Source organism: Acidovorax sp. 100 (assembly GCF_003688355.1).
GTDB lineage: Bacteria > Pseudomonadota > Gammaproteobacteria > Burkholderiales > Burkholderiaceae_C > Acidovorax > Acidovorax delafieldii.
This window is the reverse complement of sequence record NZ_REFD01000001.1, coordinates 3,330,671-3,348,237: the sequence shown is the minus strand read 5'-3', so window position 1 is coordinate 3,348,237 and position 17,567 is coordinate 3,330,671. Positions and strand designations below refer to the sequence as shown.

Genomic DNA, 17,567 nt, shown 5'->3' with positions numbered 1-17,567 from the left:
TTTCATGGCCAACCCCCAGCCCGCTACCGGCAAGCCAACGCTACACCGTGCCGCGATGAACAGCAGCTGCCGCCCGTGCTTGTGCGTGCAGCTTGGCCAGGAAGGCCCTGTCAAGCCATAGCCACAGCATGACTGGCGCCAATGCGGTGAATATGAACAGGTTGAAATGGTAGAAAAATGCCACTGCATCGGCGATCCACTCTGGCGCGCGGGTCTGTGCCAGAACCTCGGGGCCGGCTCTGTTAAAGACATCGTTGCACCATTGCAAACCGACGTTGATTGCCTGGATGGGCAGCATGGCTAAAGAACCGATGAGCAGCTTGGTCCCCCAGCCTTTTGGCATCGACGCTATCACCAATGCCCAAAAAATCACGATGCCGTAACCCCAGAGACGGTAATCCACCATCGGAGCGAGTTTGCCTGAACGGTACTGGCCGTTTTGCACGGAAACCACCTTGAGCGCGGTGTTCAGCACGCCCACCGACTCCTTGGTGTCATAACTTTGCGCCCACTGGAATGTCATGGTGGCGGTCTCGCCAGCCATGAAAAACACGGGCTTGGCGAGCTGCGGTGCAAAGTAGTACCACACCGGCATGAGGCATAGAAGGCTGACGATAGCCACCAGCAAGAATCGCCCGACCGAACTAAGCCGCATGGTTGACCACCGGTGCAGACGAAGGTTGTTGCTTGGCAATCCAGCGAATCCAGAGCATCCAGACCACGAGCACATCCAGCATGATGAGCGCCTGCCAGAGGTACAGGTGGGCGAACTCAAAAACCGTCATGTTCCACTTGCCCAGGTAGTACAGGCTGATGATGCGCAACAGGTTGACAACCTGCACGGCGGCAATGCCTATCCCAATGCCGACCAGCTTGTGTTTCCACTGGGACGGGAAGGCAATCATGCCTGCGATCAGGATGATCGCGGCTTCCACGCCGTTGCAGCCAGCCTCTATGGATACCGCAAATCCAGTGGCTTTGCTCATGAGGATCCGGCCATGGTGCACCACATCGGCATCGAGTGGACTCATCAGCGCTGCACTGGCGCTTGCGAGGAGGCCGGTCCAGGGTTGAATGGCGACCCGTTGCACGTCATCGAGCATGTCAATGCGGAAAAGAACGGCCAGGACCGCAATGAAAATGAGAAAGAATCTGACCATGAAAAGATAAAGGCAAGCCTGTAAAGCGCTCAGCGCTCATGCGACGACGGCGGCAGGCGGATGCAGAAATTCAGGATGTGCAGATGCAAGCCAGAAGGCAGCGCGCAGAATATCAGAAGCTCCCGCCAAAGCCGCCACTATTTGCGCAAGACTCCCCCGACCCGGCGATGCCTTTACGCGCAGCTTTCCGGCCAAGAAGTCCCGAACATCACGGCAGAGGGACTGGCAGGGGCTGAGCGGCATACACCAGCACCTTCAGCGCCCGCTCCGGCTCCACATCGGCAAACACGGGTGGATTGGCCACGCGCTCCACAAACCGCAGATCCGGCGCCAGCTCCTGCATCTGGTCCTGCAAGAAGGCCAAGCCCAGCTCGGGCGCATTGAGGCACAGCAGCGCGTGGCCGCCGGGGGCCAGCAGGTCGGGCAGGCGGCGCATCAGGCGGGCGTAATCCTTGGTGGCGACAAAGCTGCCCTTTTGGTAGCTGGGCGGGTCCACTATGACCAGGCCATATGGGGCGCTGCGGTTGATCTTGCCCCAGCTGCTGAAGATGTCGTGCGGCAAGAAGGTGGCGCCCGTGGTGATGCCGTTGAGCTGGTGGTTCTGCTGCCCGATGCCGATGGCGCCATGGCTCATGTCCACGTTGACCACCTGTTTGGCGCCCGCCTGCAGCGCCACCACCGAAAACGCGCAGGTGTAGGCAAACAGGTTCAGCACCTTGAGGCCATAGCGGTCTGCACTGCGCGCTGCGGCGTAGTTGCGCACCCATTGGCGGCCTGCGGCCATGTCCAGAAACAGGCCGTGGTTCTGGCCGCGCAGCACATGCGCGCGGTAGCGCACGCCCGCTTCGGTGACCACATGGGGGTCGGGCACCGCACCTGCCATCAGGCGGGTTTCGCTGCGTCCCTCAATGCGCAGGGCCTCGCCCCGGTGCTGGAAGACCCAGTTCAGCGGCTGGCCTTCCGGCGCAATCTGGGACCAGCGTGCCTGCAGCGCCTCGCCGAGGGTCGCCAGTTCGGAGTCGCTAGCCGGCGCAAAGCTCGTCAGCACGAACACCGGCGGATACGCATCCAGCACCCACTGCTCGCAGCCCGGAAACAGCCCACCCCGGCCGTGGAAGACGCGCTGGGCGTCGGTGGGCAGGGGCATGGAGGCAATGGCGTCGAGCAGGGCTTGCATGGAGAAAAGGGCTGGCAAAAAACAATTTCAGAATCAAAACGGCACGATGCGCTAGTCCAGCATGCCTGGTCAGCTATTGATTCAATAGCAATTGAGCATTATCGCCGCCAGCGCTGGCGCAGACACCCACCAGCGACAGCGAATGGCCGTGGGCCCGGCTACACCAGCCCGTCGGTGCCAGGCAGCCCCTGCCGCCCCAACCACTGCTTGCGCGATGTGCGCAGCTTGAAGCGCTGGCGGTACGCCCCTGGCGTCACCCCGGCCACGCGGGTGAACACCTTGCGAAAACTGCCCGTGTCGTTGTAGCCGCATTGCTGCGCCACATCGTCCACCGTGAGGTAGGTGGTCTGCAGCAGCGCCTGGGCCTGGGCAATGCGCAGCCGGTGCAGGTAGTCCTGCGGTGTTTCGCCGTGCACCTGGGCAAACCAGCGCAGCAAGGTGCGTGGGCTGGTGGCCGCGGCGCGCGCCGTGGCCTGCAGGCTGTAGGGCTCGTTGCGGTGGTCCTGCAGCCAGCGCCGCGCCTGCTCCAGCGCGCCCGCAGCCAGGGGGTGGCCCGTAGGGGTCTCCATGGCGGTGGTGGCGGTCAGCTGGCGCTGGGGGTCGAACAGCAGCGCGTGCGATGCGGCCTGCGCCAGCTCGGCCGCCGGTGTCTGGGCCAGCAGGTCCAGCATGGCCGCCAGGGTGTCCTGCAGCGAGGCCGTGGTCCATAGGGCGCCATCGCGCTGCCAGGTTCGTTCCCGCTGCCAGATCACTTCAGCCGCATCGGCCGTCTTGGCGCCGCTCTCGCTGGACTGCAGCACGATGGACGGCGCAAAAACCCACGGCAACGCCGCCTTGCGCCCCGCCAGCAGGCCACAGTGCGCCAGCAGGCTGGACCCGTTGAACAGCGCCGCCACCAGCCCGCCCCGCTGCAGGTGGCCCCGCAGCATGGCGCCAAAGTGCTGGCTGTAGCGTTGACTGATCTCGCGCAATTGCGGCCCGGTAGGGACGAGCCAACCGGGGATGACGACCACATCCAGCACCTCTGGGCCCTGTTCTGCGCCGGGCACCGGCGGCGGTGCGGCATCGCGCTCCTGCGGCATGCGCAGCCAGAACCAGCGCACCACAGGCTGCGCGCCCCCGGGGCGCATCGCCGCCAGCATGTTCATGGCGCGCAGGGCGTCCACTGCAGCGGCGGCGGTGCTTGCAACGCTGCCGTGTCCCCAGAGGATGCCCACGTTCAGGCAGGACGGCAGTGCAGTTTTGGCAGTGGACATGGTGGCGATCTTGCCACCCTTTGTGGCCAAACCGCCACCGCTTGACAATGTTACCGGGCAGTAGCATGACCATGCGACGACAGCGCCCCGCAGCCATTGCCTGCGTTGCGGGCCCACACAAACGGAGACACCCACCCATGCACGAACCCTCAACCCACCGCAGCCTTTCCATGGCCTTGACCACCCTGGCTGCAGCCTGCACCGCCCTCTTCCTGGCGGGCTGCGCCAGCCAGCCAGGCGCTGCAGGCGCAGACCGCAGCGTGACCATTGAGCGCACCACGTACGGCATTCCGCACATCACCGCGAACGACCCCGAATCCCTGGCCTACGGCGTGGCGTACGCCTACGCGCAAGACAACGTCTGCATGACGGCCGACCAGCTCGTCACAGCACGCGGCCAGCGCAGCAGCACCTTCGGCGCGCAGACCATCGGGCTGCTGGGCCGCCGCTACATCCCCAACGCGCAGATCGACCTGTTCACGGCCGCCCACATGGACGACGCCATGCTGGAGCGCGCCTGGGCCCAGACCAGTGCCGAAACGCAGGCCCTGGCGCGCGGCTATGTGGCAGGCTACAACCGATTCCTGGCCGACAACGCAGCCACCCTGCCCGAGGCCTGCCGGGGCAAGCCCTGGGTGCAACCCATGACCATGGCCCAGTACCGCCGCATGGCCGAGGTGGTGGCCGTGCAGGCTGGCATCGCCGCGCTGGCCGACGGCATGCTGGGCGCCCAGCCGCCTGCCGCAAAGGCCGCACAGGCACCCAGCTCTGACGTGAACCTGGCCGATGCTGCCCAGGCGCTGCGCGATGTGGGCCTGCTCGACTCGCCCCTGGGCTCCAACGCCTGGGCCTTTGGCAAGGACGTGACGGCCAACGGCAGCGGCATGCTGCTGGGCAACCCGCACTTCCCGTGGAGCGGCCCCAACCGCTTCTATGAAATGCACCTCACCATCCCCGGTCAGATGGACGTGATGGGCGTGGGCATCGGCACCTACCCCATGGTCTCCATCGGCTTCAACAAGGACGTGGCCTGGTCGCACACGGTGTCCACCGGCAAGCGTTTCACCTTCTACGAAGTGACGCTGGCCGAAGGCGACCCCACCACCTACCTGGTGGACGGCAAGCCCGAGAAGATGACCGCCCGCAAGATCAGCGCCCAGATCCCCGGCCCGGACGGCAAGCTGCAGACGCAAGAGCACACCGTGTGGTCCACCCGCTGGGGCCCGTTGGTGGTCGTGCCCCGCGCGGGCCTGACCTGGAACGCCAAAACCGCCTACGCCCTGCGCGACGCCAACACCGGCAACACCCGCATGATGGACGCGGCCCTGGCCTTTGCGCGTGCCCGCTCGGTGCAAGACCTGCACAAGGCCCACGCCAACCTGGGCCTGCCCTGGGTGAACACCCTCGCGGCCGACCGCAGCGGCCAGGCCATGTATGCCGACGTGAGCGTGGTGCCCGACGTGGACGCCGCCCAGCTCGCCCGTTGTGCACCCAGCCAGCCCGCCGCCGCACTGCGCGCCGCAGCCGGCCTGGTGGTGCTGAACGGATCACGCGCCGACTGCGACTGGCGCCGCGACAGCGCATCGCCCGTGCCGGGGCTCATCCCGATTGGCCGCATGCCCGTGGCCTTCCGCACAGACTGGGTGCACAACAGCAATGACAGCTTTGTCTACACCCACCCCGGCCAGAAGTTTGAGGGCATCTCACCCCTGGTCGGCGACGCCAGCCTGACGCGGCCACGCACCCGCGCCGGTCTGGCGGAGATTCCTGAAATGCTCGGCCGGGGCAAGGTCACGCTGCAGGCCATCCAGGGCCAGTTGTTCGAGAACCGCAACTTCATGGCCCAGGTGGTGGTACCCGACCTGCTGGCCGCGTGTGACAAGGCCCCCACGGCCGAATCCCGTGACGGCTGCGGGGCCCTCAAAGGCTGGGACCGCCGCAACAACGTCGATGCACGCGGCGCCCATGTGTTCCGCGAGTTCTGGCGCACCGCGCGCAACATCCCCGGCGTGCACCGCGTGCCCTTCGATGCGCAACAGCCCGTGGCCACCCCTGCAGGCCTGAAGATGGAGGACGCCGCCACCGCCGCCAAGGTGTGGGAGGCGCTGGACGGCGCCGTCAAGGCCATCCGCACCAGCGGCTACACGCTCGACGCCACGCTGGGCAGCGTGCAGCGCCCAGCCATCACCGAAGAAGCGATTGCGCTACACGGCGGCGAGGAGTTTGAAGGCGTGCTCAACAACCTGGGCCGCCAGGAGCCCGCGCCCATCAACAAGGCAGGCTTGCGCATCGACTACGGCACCAGCTATGTGCAGACCGTGACCTTCGACGCCAAGGGCCCAGTGGCCCAGGCCATCCTGACCTATGGCCAGTCCACCAACCCCGCGTCGCCCCACGCCAACGACCAGATGCGCGAGTTCTCGGCCAAGCGCTGGCACACCCTGCCCTTCCACCGCGACGACGTGGTGAAGGCGCGCGTGGGCGAGCCGCTGCGGCTGGTGCGGCCTTGAGCGCCTGCGAGCACTGCGCCTTTTTACAGGGCGGTGCATCGCAGGTGCAAGGCCACATGCTGCAGCAGCATGATGGTCTTGCCGTCCTGGATCGTGCCGTTGGCAATGCCCGCCAAGGCGTCGGCCAGCGGCATCTCGATCACCTCGATGTCCTCGCCCTCTCCCTCCAGGCCGCCGCCGCTGCGGATGCGGTCGCCGGGTTCGTACTCGGCCACGAAAAAGTGCAGCTTTTCCGTCACCGAGCCAGGGCTCATGTAGGCCTCGAACACCTTGCGCGGCTGGCGCACGCGGTAGCCGGTTTCTTCCTCGGCCTCGCGGCGGATGCAGGTTTCGGGGTCGTCGCCGTCGAGCAGGCCCGCGCAGGTCTCGATCAGCAGGCCGTCAGCGCAACCGTTGAGAAAGGCGGGCAGCCGGAACTGGCGCGTCAGCACCACGGTGCTGCGACGCGGGTCAAACAACAGCAGTGCGGCGCCATTGCCCCGGTCGTAGGCCTCGCGGCTCATCGTCTGCCATTGGCCGTCGCGCCGGCGCAGCGAGCAGGTGACCCTGCGCAGCACATACCAGTTGTCGGAGAGCACCTGCACATCCAGCAGCTTCACATGCTCGGTGCGGGCGTTCAGCTCAGCGATGGGGACTTCAGGCACAGAGCGGCTCATGCAATGCTCCCCGCCGGCGGGCTTGGGTAGCGACGCACGGCAAGCGCCAGCGCGAAGGCAGTGTGGTCGGTTAATGAGTGCATGGTTTTGACAAGATTGATTTACGCAATATCATGCACAAACATGCAAATTCGTGCAATCAATTCGTGTAACCCTTCATGCTGACCACCCAACGCAAACAGCTTCTGCTCGACCGCCTGCGTCGGGACGGCCAGATCGTGGCCAAGGCCTTCAGCGAGGAGCTGGGCATCTCGGAAGACACCGTGCGGCGCGACCTGCGCGAACTGGCTGCGGAGGGCCGCTTGCAGCGCGTGCACGGCGGCGCCCTGCCCGCCTCGGCCGCAGTGGGCAGCTTGCAGGTGCGTGAGCAACTGGCCCCCGAAGACAAACGCGCCCTGGGCCGCGCCGGGGCCGCGCTGGTGTTGCCCGGCCAGGTGGTGATCCTGGATGGGGGTACCACGTCGTTGCAGGTGGTGCAGCACCTGCCGCTGGACTTGCGCGCCACTGTGGTCACGCACAGCCCCACCGTAGCGGTGGCGCTGGCTGGGCACACGCAGGTGGAGGTGCTGGTGCTGGGAGGGCGCTTGTTCCGCCACTCCATGGTGAATGTGGGGGCCAGCGTGGTCGAGGCCGCCGCCCAGTTGCGGGCCGACCTGTACCTGATGGGCGTGACCGGCGTGCATGCCGAGGCCGGTCTGACCACGGGAGATTTTGAAGAAGCCGCTGTCAAACGTGCCCTGCACCAGCGGGCGGCAGAAACGGTGGTGCTGGCTTCGCTTGACAAGCTGGACACGGCATCGCCGTTCAGCGTGGCCCCCTTGCACGAACTGGCCGCGCTGGTGGTGCCTGCCGCCACACCGCAGGCACTGCGCAAAAAGCTGCAGGCCGGTGGCGCCAAGGTGGAGATCGCAGCAGCCTGATCAGGCCATCAGACAGTAACGGCGCCAGCGCCCTGGCGCAGGTGCGCGACCAGCGCCGCAGCAAAGCCCGTCAGCACCGCCCCCTTGCGCACGCAGATCTGCAGGTCGCGCTGCGCCCAGGGCTCGTCCAGCTCGACCAGCACCGGCGGCTCGCTCAGGCCCGCCACCTGCAGGGCCGCTCCCCGAGGCACCAGGCCAATGCCCACGCCCGCCCCCACCATGCGGCACACGGCTTCAAAGCTGCGCACCTGAATGCGCACGTCCAGATGCCGCCCCAGCGCGGCAGCGGCGTTGGTCGTGAAGGTGTGGATGGCCGAGCCCGCGTGCAGCATCACAAAGGCCTGGTCCAGCACCTCGGCAAAACCCACGCGGCCACGCCCTGCCAACGCATGGCCTGCGGGCACGATGAGCACCAGGCGGTCCTGCCGGTAGGGTGACAACTCCACACCCGCACCCGTGCCACTGTCGGCCAGCACACCCACCTCGATCTCGCCGCTAGCCACTGCGACCACGATCTCTGCGCTGGTGCGCTCCTCCAGGCTCACGCTCACCTGCGGGTGCTGCTTCAGGAAACCCGCAAGGTCGTCGGGCAGAAAAGTGTGCGTGGCATGGGTATTGGCCCACAGGCTCACATGGCCCCGGATGCCACTGGCAAAGGGCGAGAGGTTGGCATGCATCTGCTCGACGCTGGCCAGCACCTGGCGCGCATTGCGCAGCAGGGCCTCGCCCGCCCGGGTCAGCGCCACGCCCCGGGTCTGGCGCTCAAACAGGGAGGTGTTCAGCGCCTCCTCCAGCCGGCGCAGCCGGTGGCTGGCCGACGACGGTGCAAGGTAGACGCGTGCAGCGCCGCGCGTGAGGTTGCGCTCTTCGGCAATGGCGACAAAAAGGCGCAGATCGATCAGGTCATAGGTCAATGGAGGCCCCTCTCACGTTCGTTTTTGACGAACGCATGGTTGCAGCAATGCCAATTGTGCCTGCCGTGCCTACAAGGCACTATCGCCGCATCCTTTCATATTGCGACTGCCCCATGTGCACTGCGTTCGCTGTTTTCGCATGGTCTGGCAGTTTCTACGCAACCCCACCCACCATCCCCCATGCCCTGGAAACACTGGTCCGCCGAACGCCTTGGCCTCCTCCTTGCCGTCCTGGCAGCGCTGGGCTTCTCGTTCAAAGCCATCTTTGTGAAACTGGCCTATGCGGTGCCCCAGGCCACGCCCGTGGATTCCGTCACCCTGCTGTGCCTGCGCATGGCGTTTTCCGTGCCGGTGTTTGCCTGGGTCGGCTGGCGCGCCAACCGCGACCTGGCACCACTTGCCCGGCGCGACTGGCTGCTCGTGATTGCGCTGGGCCTGCTGGGCTACTACGGCGCGAGCATCCTCGACTTCATCGGCCTGCAATACATCACCGCCAGCCTGGAGCGGCTGATCCTGTTCACCTACCCCACACTCACGATCCTGATCGGCGTGTTGTTCATGGGCAAGCGGGCATCCCGGCGTGAGATGGGGGCGCTGCTGCTGTCCTACGCGGGCATCGGCCTGGCCTTCGCGCACGACCTGCACATTGCGGGCGACACGCGCGCCGTGCTCGTCGGCGCGGGCTTTGTGTTGGGCTCGGCGGTGTCCTATGCGTTCTACCAGGCAGGCAGCGAGCCCGCCATCCGCAGGCTGGGCGCTGCACGCTTCACCGCCCTGGCCATGCTGGTCTCCACGGGCGCCACACTGCTGCATTTCATGGTGTCGCAACCCGTAGCCTCCTTGGTGCAACCCGCCCCGGTCTACCTGCACGCCTTGGGCATGGCCATCTTCTCCACGGTGCTGCCCGTGTTCATGACGTCAGCCGCCATCCGACGCATCGGCGCATCCAAAACCGCGCTCGTGGGCACGCTGGGCCCGGTGCTCACGATCTTTTTTGGGGTGTGGCTGCTGGGCGAGCCGTTGACTTTGTGGCAGATAGGCGGCGCGGCGCTGGTACTCGCGGGTGTGATGCTGATCGGGCGCCGCAGCGCGCCTGCACACTTGCCGAAGGCTGCAAAGCCGGCGGTATAGGCTCATCCCGAGCAGGACTGGCTCTGCCTTACGGGCTTAGGGCAGGTTTTCCCGAAAGATGACTTGGCTGCGTGTGGCCTCCACCCCACTCGTCGGCTCCCGCCCATCCCGCAAGTTGGCAAAAATCCGCACGCAGTTCATCACCGCACCCTGCGGGTTCTGCGTGATTACGGCGTCCATCGTCCCGTCGATCAACAGCGCCCGCGTATCCGGCGTGAGCCCGTGGCCGATGAACACGATCTTGCGGTCTGCACGCGCTTCTTTCAGCGCCCGGCCAATGCCTTCGGCCCCGCCGCCGATGTTGTAGATGCCTGCCAGGTCGTCGTGCTGCTCCAGCAGCGCGCGGGCCTGGCGGTAGTTGCGTTCGGCGTCGTCCTGGCCTTCGCGCACGCCCACCACCTGCACCAGGGGGAACTGTTCTTCAAACAGGTGCAGAAACCCCGCCTCGCGCTCCTCGTGGGCGCGGTAGCGCAGTGATCCAACAATCATCGCCACGTGCGCCTTGCGGCTGTGGGCCAGCGGGCCCATGAAGCGGGCGATCAAATAGGCGGCGGTGCGGCCTGCGGCGCGGTTGTCCAGGCCCACATAGGCCACGCGGCGCGAGCTGGATAAATCCGAGATGAGCGTGACGGTGGGCACGCCCTGCTCTGCCAGCTGGGCCACGGCCTCGCGCACCACAGGGTGCTCCAGCGCCATGAAGGCGATGCCGTCGCAGCGCTTGCCGTAGTGCAGCAGCGCTTTGGCCAGCGCGTCGGGGTTAAAGCTCTCGATGTACGCCGCCTGGCAGCGCACGTTGAACGGCGCCCAGTGGTCTTGCGCGTAGCCGATCACGTCGCCCAGCATTTGCAGAAAGCGGTTGCTGCCCTCGGGGATCAGCACCATCAGGCGCAGGGGCTGGGGTTGCAGTGCTGCGTGCAGCTCGGCCTGCGGCAGGTAGCCCAGGGTGGCGGCGGCCTGCAGGACCCGCTGCGCGGTGGCGTTGCGCACGCCCGAGCGCTGGTTCAGCACCCTATCGACAGTGGCGGTGGAGACGCCGGACAGCTGGGCGATGTCGGGGATGCGTGGGCTGCGGGGACTACTGGGACTGCTGGGGCTGGGCGGGTTTTGGGCCATGTGCAATTCAATCAAAAACCATCATTACGCCTGCTGGTATTTGATGGATTCTGCGGATACTATCACTCGGCGTTCGATGCTGAAAGGCATCAGAATCCATCAGTACAAACCCTAGGTTGTGACGACTGGCACGCTTGCCAGGCCGATCACGCAGGAGACAAAGACATGCCTGGTATTTCCGCTCACGCTCGCCTGCGCCCACAGGGCAAGCCGCCAGCTTTTGGCCGCCGCGCCAGCACTTGCTGATTGACGCGCACGGCTGCCCGACCCATGACGTACGAGTTCGACTTTGCCAGCGTGCTGGCCAACTGGCCCCAGTTTCTGGAAGGGGCGTGGATGACCATCCTGCTGTCCTTCCCGGCCACCGTGATTGGTTTTGTGGGCGGCACGCTGCTGGCCATTGGCCGGCGCAGCGACCAGCACTGGCTGGTGCGGGCCTGCGGTGCCTATGTGGAGGTGCTGCGCAACACGCCGCTGCTGGTGCAGGTGTTTTTGGTGTTCTTTGGCCTGGCCAGCCTGGGCTTCAAGGTGTCGGCGTTTGCTGCGGCGCTGCTGACCCTGGTGATCAACGTGGCGGCCTACACCTGCGAAATCATGCGGGCGGGCATGGATTCGATCCACAAGGGCCAGATCGAGGCGGCCGAGTGCCTGGGCCTGACGCGCCGGCAGGTGTATTGGCATGTGGTGCTGCGCCCGGCGATGGAGAAGGTGTACCCCGCGCTCACCAGCCAGTTCGTGCTGCTGATGCTGGCGTCGTCCATCACCTCTCAGATTTCGGTCGAAGAACTCACGGCCGTGGCGGCGCGGGTGCAGTCGGAGACCTTCCGCCCGTTCGAGGCTTACATCCTGGTGGCGGTGGCGTACCTGGCGCTGTCGCTGTTGATGCGGCTGGGGCTGTGGGTGTTCGGGCAGATCGTGTTCACGCGCCAACGCAAATTGGGGAACGCCAAATGATTGACGGTGGACTGAACTCGTATCACCTGCAGTACCTGCTGTTTGGCGCGCTGTGGACCATCGGCCTGTCGCTGATTGCGTTTGTGGGCGGTGGCGTGGCCGGGGGCGTGATTGCGCTGTGCCGCGTCAGCCCGATCAAGGCGGTGCGCTGGGCGACCATTGCGTGGATTCAGATCATCCAGGGCACGCCGCTGCTGGTGGTGCTGTTCCTGTGTTACTTCGGCCTGAGCATTGCCGGGTTGGAGCTGCCCGCCATCGTGGCGGCCAGCATTGCGATGATTGTTTACGTCAGTGCCTACCTGGGCGAGATCTGGCGCGGCTGCATTGAGTCGGTGCCGCGCACGCAGTGGGAGGCGGCCGAGTGCCTGGCCCTGTCACGCACCCAGCGCATGCGGCTGGTGGTGCTACCGCAGGCAGTGCGCATTGCCACGCCGCCCACGGTGGGCTTCATGGTGCAGATCGTGAAGAACACTTCGCTGGCGTCCATCGTGGGGTTCATCGAGCTGGTGCGTGCCGGGCAGCTCATCAACAACTCGATCTTTCAGCCCTTCACCGTGTACCTGCTGATCGCCATCGTCTACTTTGCGATGTGCTACCCGCTGTCGGTCTGGAGCCGCAAGCTGGAGCAGCGCCAGCAGTTTGGAAACACCCGTGGCACAGCCACCCCCTCTGTGGCCACCGCATGAAACGAGAAGACACCATGAACCTCGCCCGAGACGCTGCCGCGCAACCCTCCCAGCCAGCGGCCTCGCCTGCGCAGCCCGTCGTTGAACTAAAGGACGTGCACAAGAGCTTTGGCAGCAACCAGGTGCTCAAGGGCGTGTCGTTTGCCATTCCCCGGGGCCAGGTGGTGGCCATCATCGGCAAGAGCGGCTCGGGCAAAAGCACGGCGCTGCGTTGTATTGACCGGCTGGAGATCATCGACAGCGGCACCATCAATGTCTGCGGCCACGCGGTGCACGACCCTGCCATCGACCTGCGCCAGTTGCGCCAGGACGTGGGCATCGTGTTCCAGAGCTACAACCTGTTTCCGCACCTGACGGTGGAGCAGAACATCACCCTCGCCCCCAAGGCGGTGAAGAACCTGCCCACAGCCAAGGCGCGCGAGATTGCCGCCCGCACGCTGCAGCAGGTGGGCTTGGCGGACAAAGCACAGGCTTACCCCGAGCAACTGTCCGGCGGGCAGCAGCAGCGCGTGGCGATTGCCCGGTCGCTGGCGATGGAGCCGCAGGTGATGCTGTTCGACGAGGTGACCTCTGCGCTGGACCCGCAACTGACCGGCGAGGTGCTGCGCGTGATCGAAGCCCTGGCCCAGGGCGGCATGACCATGGTGCTGGTCACGCACGAGATGGAGTTTGCCGCCCGGGTGGCCGACACCATCATCTACATGCACGAAGGCAAGGTGTGGGAGACGGGCCCGGGCGACATGCTCAAGAACCCGCAGACCGCCGAGCTGCGCGATTTTCTTTCTCACGGGCTTTGAATTTCAGCTTCAGCCCAGCCCTTTTCGATTCCGTACTCAAAAACCACCAGGAGACAACCACCATGACCGTATCCCTCATCCTCCGCCGCACCTTGCTGGCCATCAGCGCCGCCGCCCTGTGCATGCCCGCCATGGCCGAGCTGGCCGACATCAAAACCGCCGGCAAGCTGCGCGTGGGCATCGACTTTGGCGCGCCGTTTTACGGCTACGTGGACGACAAGATGAAGCCCGTGGGCTCGGACGTGGAAGCCGCCGAGCTGCTGGCCAAGGACCTGGGCCTGACGCTGGAGATCGTGAACACCACCAACTCGGCACGCATCCCCAACCTGCTGTCCAACAAGGTGGACCTGATCATCTCGTCGCTGTCGATCACGCCCGAGCGCCAGAAGGCGGTGGACTTCTCCATTCCGTACGGCGCCATCCAGGCCGCAGTGGGCGCGCCCAAGAGCCTCAAGCTCACCAGCATTGAAGACCTGGCGGGCAAAACCGTGGCCGTGACCCGTGGTGGCCCGCAAGACAAGATCGTGACCGAGCGCGCACCGCAGGCCAAGGTGGTGCGGTTTGACGATGAATCCGCGTCCATCACAGCCGCCGCCACGGGCCAGGCCGACATCGTGGCCATCACGCCGCCGATCATCGCGGCCATCGCCAAGAAGAGCCCGGCGCGCGATTTCGAGACCAAGTTCATCCTGCAGTCGTACCAGCTCGGCGTGGCCATGCGCAAAGGCCAGCCCGAGCTGATGGCCGCCGTCAACGGCTGGATCAAGACCAACCTGGCCAACGGCAAGCTCAACGACATCCATGTGAAGTACGCAGGCGTGCCGATCCCCAAAGAAATCATCGACGGCGCCAAGTAAGCCAAAAAGTAAGCCAAGCGTGCAACCTGGGCGGCGCCTGATGGGCCCCGCCCGGCTACGCCCTGCCCTGACGCATCACCACCAAAGGAAATTTTTATGAGTCGTCATTTCGGCGCCATCCGCCAACTTGGCTATGTGGTCCACGACATCGAAGCCGCCATGGACTACTGGAGCAAGACCCTGGGCGTGGGCCCGTGGTTCTACAACCCCAAGGTTCCGATCAAGAACTACGTTTACAAGGGCGAGTCGTACGAGCCGCACAACTCGGTGGCGCTGGCCAACTCGGGCTATGTGCAGGTCGAGCTGATCCAGACGCGTAACGACGTGCCGTCGATGTACCGCGACTTTCTGCAGGCCGGGCGCACCGGGCTGCAGCACGTGGCGTACTGGACGAGCGACTACGACGCCGACCTGGCGCGTCTGACGGCCCAGGGCTTCAAGACGGTGATGAGTGGCGAGGTGGGCGAAAAAGGCCGCTTCGTCTACTTCGACACCGAGTACCACCCCGGCACCGTGATCGAGCTGTCGGAAGTGGCCGGCCCCAAGGGGCGAATGTTCGACCTGATCCGTGCGGAGTCGGAAACCTGGGACGGCACGACGGACCCGGTGCGGCCCTTCCCAGACCTCTCCAAGATCTGATTTCAAGCCAAATAGCCTTCAGGCGCCTATTCAATATGCACCTGCAGCTATCAATAACATAGCAAAAGCCACCCATGTCGCCAGACCGCTTCGAAGCCACCTACCTGATCGAGACCCCCATGGACCCGGCCCACGTGGCCGAGGTGCTAGCGGGCGAACAATCGTGTGGCACCTTCACCCGGGTGGAGGGCGAGACCGACGCGCTGCGCGAACGTGCCCGCGCCACGGTCGAATCGGTCGAACTGCTGGACGTGGCGCCCGCGCCGTCGCTGCCCAACGGCTGGATGCAGCGGCGCGGCATGTTCGACACGCCGCAGACCTGGCAACGCGCCCGGCTGCGCGTGAGCTTTCCGTGCGACAACATCGGTCCCAACCTGCCGACGCTGGCCGCCACGGTGTCGGGCAACCTGTACGACCTGGGCGAGGTCACCGGCCTGCGCCTGGAGTCGATGAAACTTCCCAGCGCCTACCGCGCCCAGTTCGACATGCCCCGCCACGGCATCGCCGGCACCCGGGCGCTGACCGGCGTGCAGGGCCGCCCGCTGATCGGCACCATCATCAAACCCAACGTGGGTTTGTCGGCCGAAGAAACCGGCGACCTGGCCGGCCGCCTGTGCGCTGCGGGGGTGGACTTCATCAAGGACGACGAGGTCTGCGCCAACCCGGTTCATGCGCCGCTGGCCGAGCGCGTCAAAACCGTGATGCGCCGGGTGCGCGACCACCAGGACAAGACCGGCAAGCGGGTGATGGTGGCCTTCAACATCACCGACGAGACCGATGCCATGCGCCGCCACGCCGACCTGATCGCCGCCGAGGGTGGCAGCTGCGTAATGATGAGCCTGAACTGGTGCGGCTACTCGGCCGTGCAAACCCTGCGCCGCCACACACCGCTGGCGCTGCACGGCCACCGCAATGGCTACGGCGCGCTGTCGCGTCACCCGCTGCTGGGCTTTTCGTTCAACGCCTGGCAGACGCTGTGGCGCCTGGCCGGTGTGGACCACATGCATGTGCACGGCCTGCAGGGCAAGTTCTCGCAGACCGATGAAGAAGTGATCGAATCCGCCCACGACACCCTGGCCCCGCTGTGCGAAGGGCTGGACGACCGCGTGCTGCCCGCGTTCTCCAACGGCCAGTGGGCCGGCACCGTGCCCGCCACCTGGGACAGCATCCGGTCCAACGACCTGCTGTTCATGTCCGGCGGCGGCATCCTGGCGCACCCCGACGGCCCCGCTGCGGGCGTGGCCAGCCTGCAGCAGGCGTGGGACGCGGTGCAGAAGGGCGAAGCCCTGGCCGAGCGCGCGGCCCACGCCCCCGAACTGCGCCGGGCCATCGACTTCTTTGGCAAGAAGTAAGCCCATGACGACGCCCCAGTACGGCTGGTACGGCGACGACTTCACCGGCGCCACCGACACCCTGGCCGTGCTGGCCCAGGCCGGCCTGCGCTCGATGCTGTTCATGGGCGTGCCCAACGCAGAGGCCCTGGCCGCTGCCGGGCCGCTCGATGCGGTGGGCATTGCAGGCGCTGCGCGCGCCATGCCGCCAGAGGCCATGCGGGCCGAGATGTCGGCTGTAGGCCGCTTCTTTGAAAAGCTTGCGCCGCCAGTGCTGCACTACAAGGTGTGCTCCACCTTCGACAGCGCACCGCATGTCGGCAACATTGCCTGCGGCATTCAGACCCTGCACCCGTTTGTGAGCAACCGTTGGGTGCCCATCGTGGGCGGGCAACCCAGCCTGGGGCGCTACTGCGCGTTCAGCAACCTGTTTGCGGCTGCAGGCACCGGCGGGCTCGTGCACCGCATCGACCGCCATCCCACCATGCGCCAGCACCCGGTCACGCCCATGGGCGAGGCAGATCTCCGGCTCCATCTGGCGCGCCAAGGGCTGGATGGCATCACCGCCCTGCACTACCCGCTGTACGACGCCACCACCGACACCGACGCCACCACCGACACCGACGCCACCACCACCGAAGCCCTGGACGCCGCCCTGCAGGCCCTGCTGGCGCATGGCGCAGCGTCCCACGCCATGGCGCCCACCTTGCTGGACCTGACCACGCCCGACCAGTTGGCCACCGTGGGCCGCCTGCTGTGGCAGCAGTCCCAACACGCCCGATTGCTGGCCGTGGGCTCCAGCGCCGTGGCCCAGGCGCTGGTCGCCCACTGGGGCAAGCCGACGTCCACGGCCGCTGCACCGCTGGCGCCCACCGACGGGCCGGTGTTGGCCTGGGCGGGCAGCTTGTCCCCCCTGACCGCCGCGCAGGTGCAGGCCGCCACCGCATACCACCGCATCGCAGTGGACGCCCAGCGGCTGTGCAGCGACACGGCCTACGCGCAGGGTCTGCAGGACAACCTCTGCGCGGGGCTGCACAGCGGGCAGAACGTACTGGCCTTCACCGGCCCCACGGACGGCGCGCCGCTGGCCGCTGCGGCCTCGTCCAACGACGTCGCCCAGGCCAGCGCCGATCTGATCGCCCGCGTGGTGCAAGCCCGCGCAGAGAGCGGCGCGCCACTGCGCCGCATCGGCATCGCCGGCGGTGACACGTCAAGCCACGCAGTCCAGGCCTTGCAGTTGTGGGGGCTGTCGTACCAAACCACGGTCTGCCCCGGGGTCACGCTGAGCCGCGCGCACAGTGCCAACCCGTCGCGCCACGGGCTGGAGTTGATGCTCAAGGGCGGGCAGATGGGGGGGGCGGATCTGTTCGAAAGGCTGCTCGGCGCGGGCTGACGGAGACATCCAGGCGACAAAAAAGCCCGCGCACGGCGGGCTCCTTATGGGAAGGCTGCGCGGCAGGCATGCC

At 66.2% G+C, this 17,567-nt stretch carries 17 protein-coding genes; 10 read left to right on the top strand and 7 right to left on the bottom strand.

Translation table 11 applies throughout. The annotated features are described in order from the left end of the window. Window positions 1–40: 40 nt before the first annotated feature. The 4 genes from C8C96_RS15515 to C8C96_RS15500 form a co-directional block, all read right to left on the bottom strand. Window positions 41–655 carry an exosortase H-associated membrane protein gene (locus tag C8C96_RS15515; protein ID WP_146870843.1) on the bottom strand — a complete coding sequence of 205 codons (615 nt, stop codon included), beginning with the start codon at window positions 653–655 and terminating at the stop codon, window positions 41–43. Beyond that, a complete protein-coding gene (gene xrtH / locus C8C96_RS15510; protein ID WP_056744725.1) occupies window positions 645–1,160 on the bottom strand; it encodes an exosortase H in 516 nt (171 codons plus the stop codon). The genes C8C96_RS15515 and xrtH overlap by 11 nt, the downstream gene beginning before the upstream one ends. A 208-nt stretch (window positions 1,161–1,368) precedes the next feature. After that, window positions 1,369–2,337, bottom strand: coding sequence for a class I SAM-dependent methyltransferase (locus tag C8C96_RS15505; RefSeq protein ID WP_121942870.1), 969 nt, complete (start codon window positions 2,335–2,337; stop codon window positions 1,369–1,371). A gap of 158 nt (window positions 2,338–2,495) precedes the next feature. Continuing rightward, on the bottom strand, window positions 2,496–3,593 hold the full coding sequence (locus tag C8C96_RS15500; protein WP_233584249.1) for a GlxA family transcriptional regulator: 1,098 nt from the start codon (window positions 3,591–3,593) through the stop codon (window positions 2,496–2,498). A gap of 137 nt (window positions 3,594–3,730) precedes the next feature. On the opposite strand from C8C96_RS15500, the gene C8C96_RS15495 reads away from it, so the two are divergent. Continuing rightward, window positions 3,731–6,103: a penicillin acylase family protein gene (locus C8C96_RS15495; protein WP_121942868.1), complete on the top strand. Its 2,373-nt coding sequence runs from the start codon at window positions 3,731–3,733 to the stop codon at window positions 6,101–6,103. Between the two features lie 23 nt (window positions 6,104–6,126). On the opposite strand, the gene C8C96_RS15490 is transcribed toward C8C96_RS15495, so the two are convergent. Then, entirely contained in the window at window positions 6,127–6,759 is a 633-nt protein-coding gene (locus C8C96_RS15490; protein ID WP_121942867.1) for an NUDIX domain-containing protein, read from the bottom strand. Window positions 6,760–6,917: 158 nt separating this feature from the next. On the opposite strand from C8C96_RS15490, the gene C8C96_RS15485 reads away from it, so the two are divergent. After that, the gene (locus tag C8C96_RS15485) at window positions 6,918–7,679 is read left to right on the top strand and encodes a DeoR/GlpR family DNA-binding transcription regulator (RefSeq protein WP_121942866.1); all 762 of its coding nucleotides are present in this window, start codon (window positions 6,918–6,920) and stop codon (window positions 7,677–7,679) included. Window positions 7,680–7,687: 8 nt separating this feature from the next. On the opposite strand, the gene C8C96_RS15480 is transcribed toward C8C96_RS15485, so the two are convergent. After that, entirely contained in the window at window positions 7,688–8,593 is a 906-nt protein-coding gene (locus tag C8C96_RS15480; protein ID WP_121942865.1) for a LysR family transcriptional regulator, read from the bottom strand. A gap of 180 nt (window positions 8,594–8,773) precedes the next feature. On the opposite strand from C8C96_RS15480, the gene C8C96_RS15475 reads away from it, so the two are divergent. Then, window positions 8,774–9,724 (top strand): DMT family transporter, encoded by a 951-nt coding sequence (locus tag C8C96_RS15475; RefSeq protein WP_121942864.1) that lies wholly within the window; start codon window positions 8,774–8,776, stop codon window positions 9,722–9,724. A 36-nt stretch (window positions 9,725–9,760) separates the two neighbouring features. Here C8C96_RS15475 and C8C96_RS15470 read toward each other — a convergent pair whose 3' ends face one another. Then, on the bottom strand, window positions 9,761–10,837 hold the full coding sequence (locus tag C8C96_RS15470) for a LacI family DNA-binding transcriptional regulator (protein WP_121942863.1): 1,077 nt from the start codon (window positions 10,835–10,837) through the stop codon (window positions 9,761–9,763). A gap of 270 nt (window positions 10,838–11,107) precedes the next feature. Between C8C96_RS15470 and C8C96_RS15465 the strand changes: the two genes are divergently transcribed. The 7 genes from C8C96_RS15465 to C8C96_RS15435 all read left to right on the top strand — a co-directional run bounded on the left by C8C96_RS15465 (window position 11,108) and on the right by C8C96_RS15435 (window position 17,494). Continuing rightward, the gene (locus C8C96_RS15465; RefSeq protein ID WP_121942862.1) at window positions 11,108–11,791 is read left to right on the top strand and encodes an amino acid ABC transporter permease; all 684 of its coding nucleotides are present in this window, start codon (window positions 11,108–11,110) and stop codon (window positions 11,789–11,791) included. After that, complete coding sequence (locus C8C96_RS15460; protein WP_121942861.1) at window positions 11,788–12,477, top strand: amino acid ABC transporter permease; 690 nt, start codon at window positions 11,788–11,790, stop codon at window positions 12,475–12,477. Before C8C96_RS15465 ends, C8C96_RS15460 begins: the two co-directional genes overlap by 4 nt. Window positions 12,478–12,491: 14 nt before the next feature. Further along, on the top strand, window positions 12,492–13,274 hold the full coding sequence (locus C8C96_RS15455) for an amino acid ABC transporter ATP-binding protein (RefSeq protein WP_121942860.1): 783 nt from the start codon (window positions 12,492–12,494) through the stop codon (window positions 13,272–13,274). A gap of 62 nt (window positions 13,275–13,336) precedes the next feature. Next, window positions 13,337–14,131: a transporter substrate-binding domain-containing protein gene (locus tag C8C96_RS15450; RefSeq protein WP_121942859.1), complete on the top strand. Its 795-nt coding sequence runs from the start codon at window positions 13,337–13,339 to the stop codon at window positions 14,129–14,131. A 96-nt stretch (window positions 14,132–14,227) separates the two neighbouring features. Next, window positions 14,228–14,770: a VOC family protein gene (locus C8C96_RS15445; RefSeq protein ID WP_057271685.1), complete on the top strand. Its 543-nt coding sequence runs from the start codon at window positions 14,228–14,230 to the stop codon at window positions 14,768–14,770. Between the two features lie 74 nt (window positions 14,771–14,844). Next, on the top strand, window positions 14,845–16,122 hold the full coding sequence (locus C8C96_RS15440) for a ribulose-bisphosphate carboxylase large subunit family protein (protein WP_121942858.1): 1,278 nt from the start codon (window positions 14,845–14,847) through the stop codon (window positions 16,120–16,122). Window positions 16,123–16,126: 4 nt separating this feature from the next. Then, entirely contained in the window at window positions 16,127–17,494 is a 1,368-nt protein-coding gene (locus tag C8C96_RS15435) for a four-carbon acid sugar kinase family protein (protein WP_121942857.1), read from the top strand. Window positions 17,495–17,567: the final 73 nt, after the last annotated feature.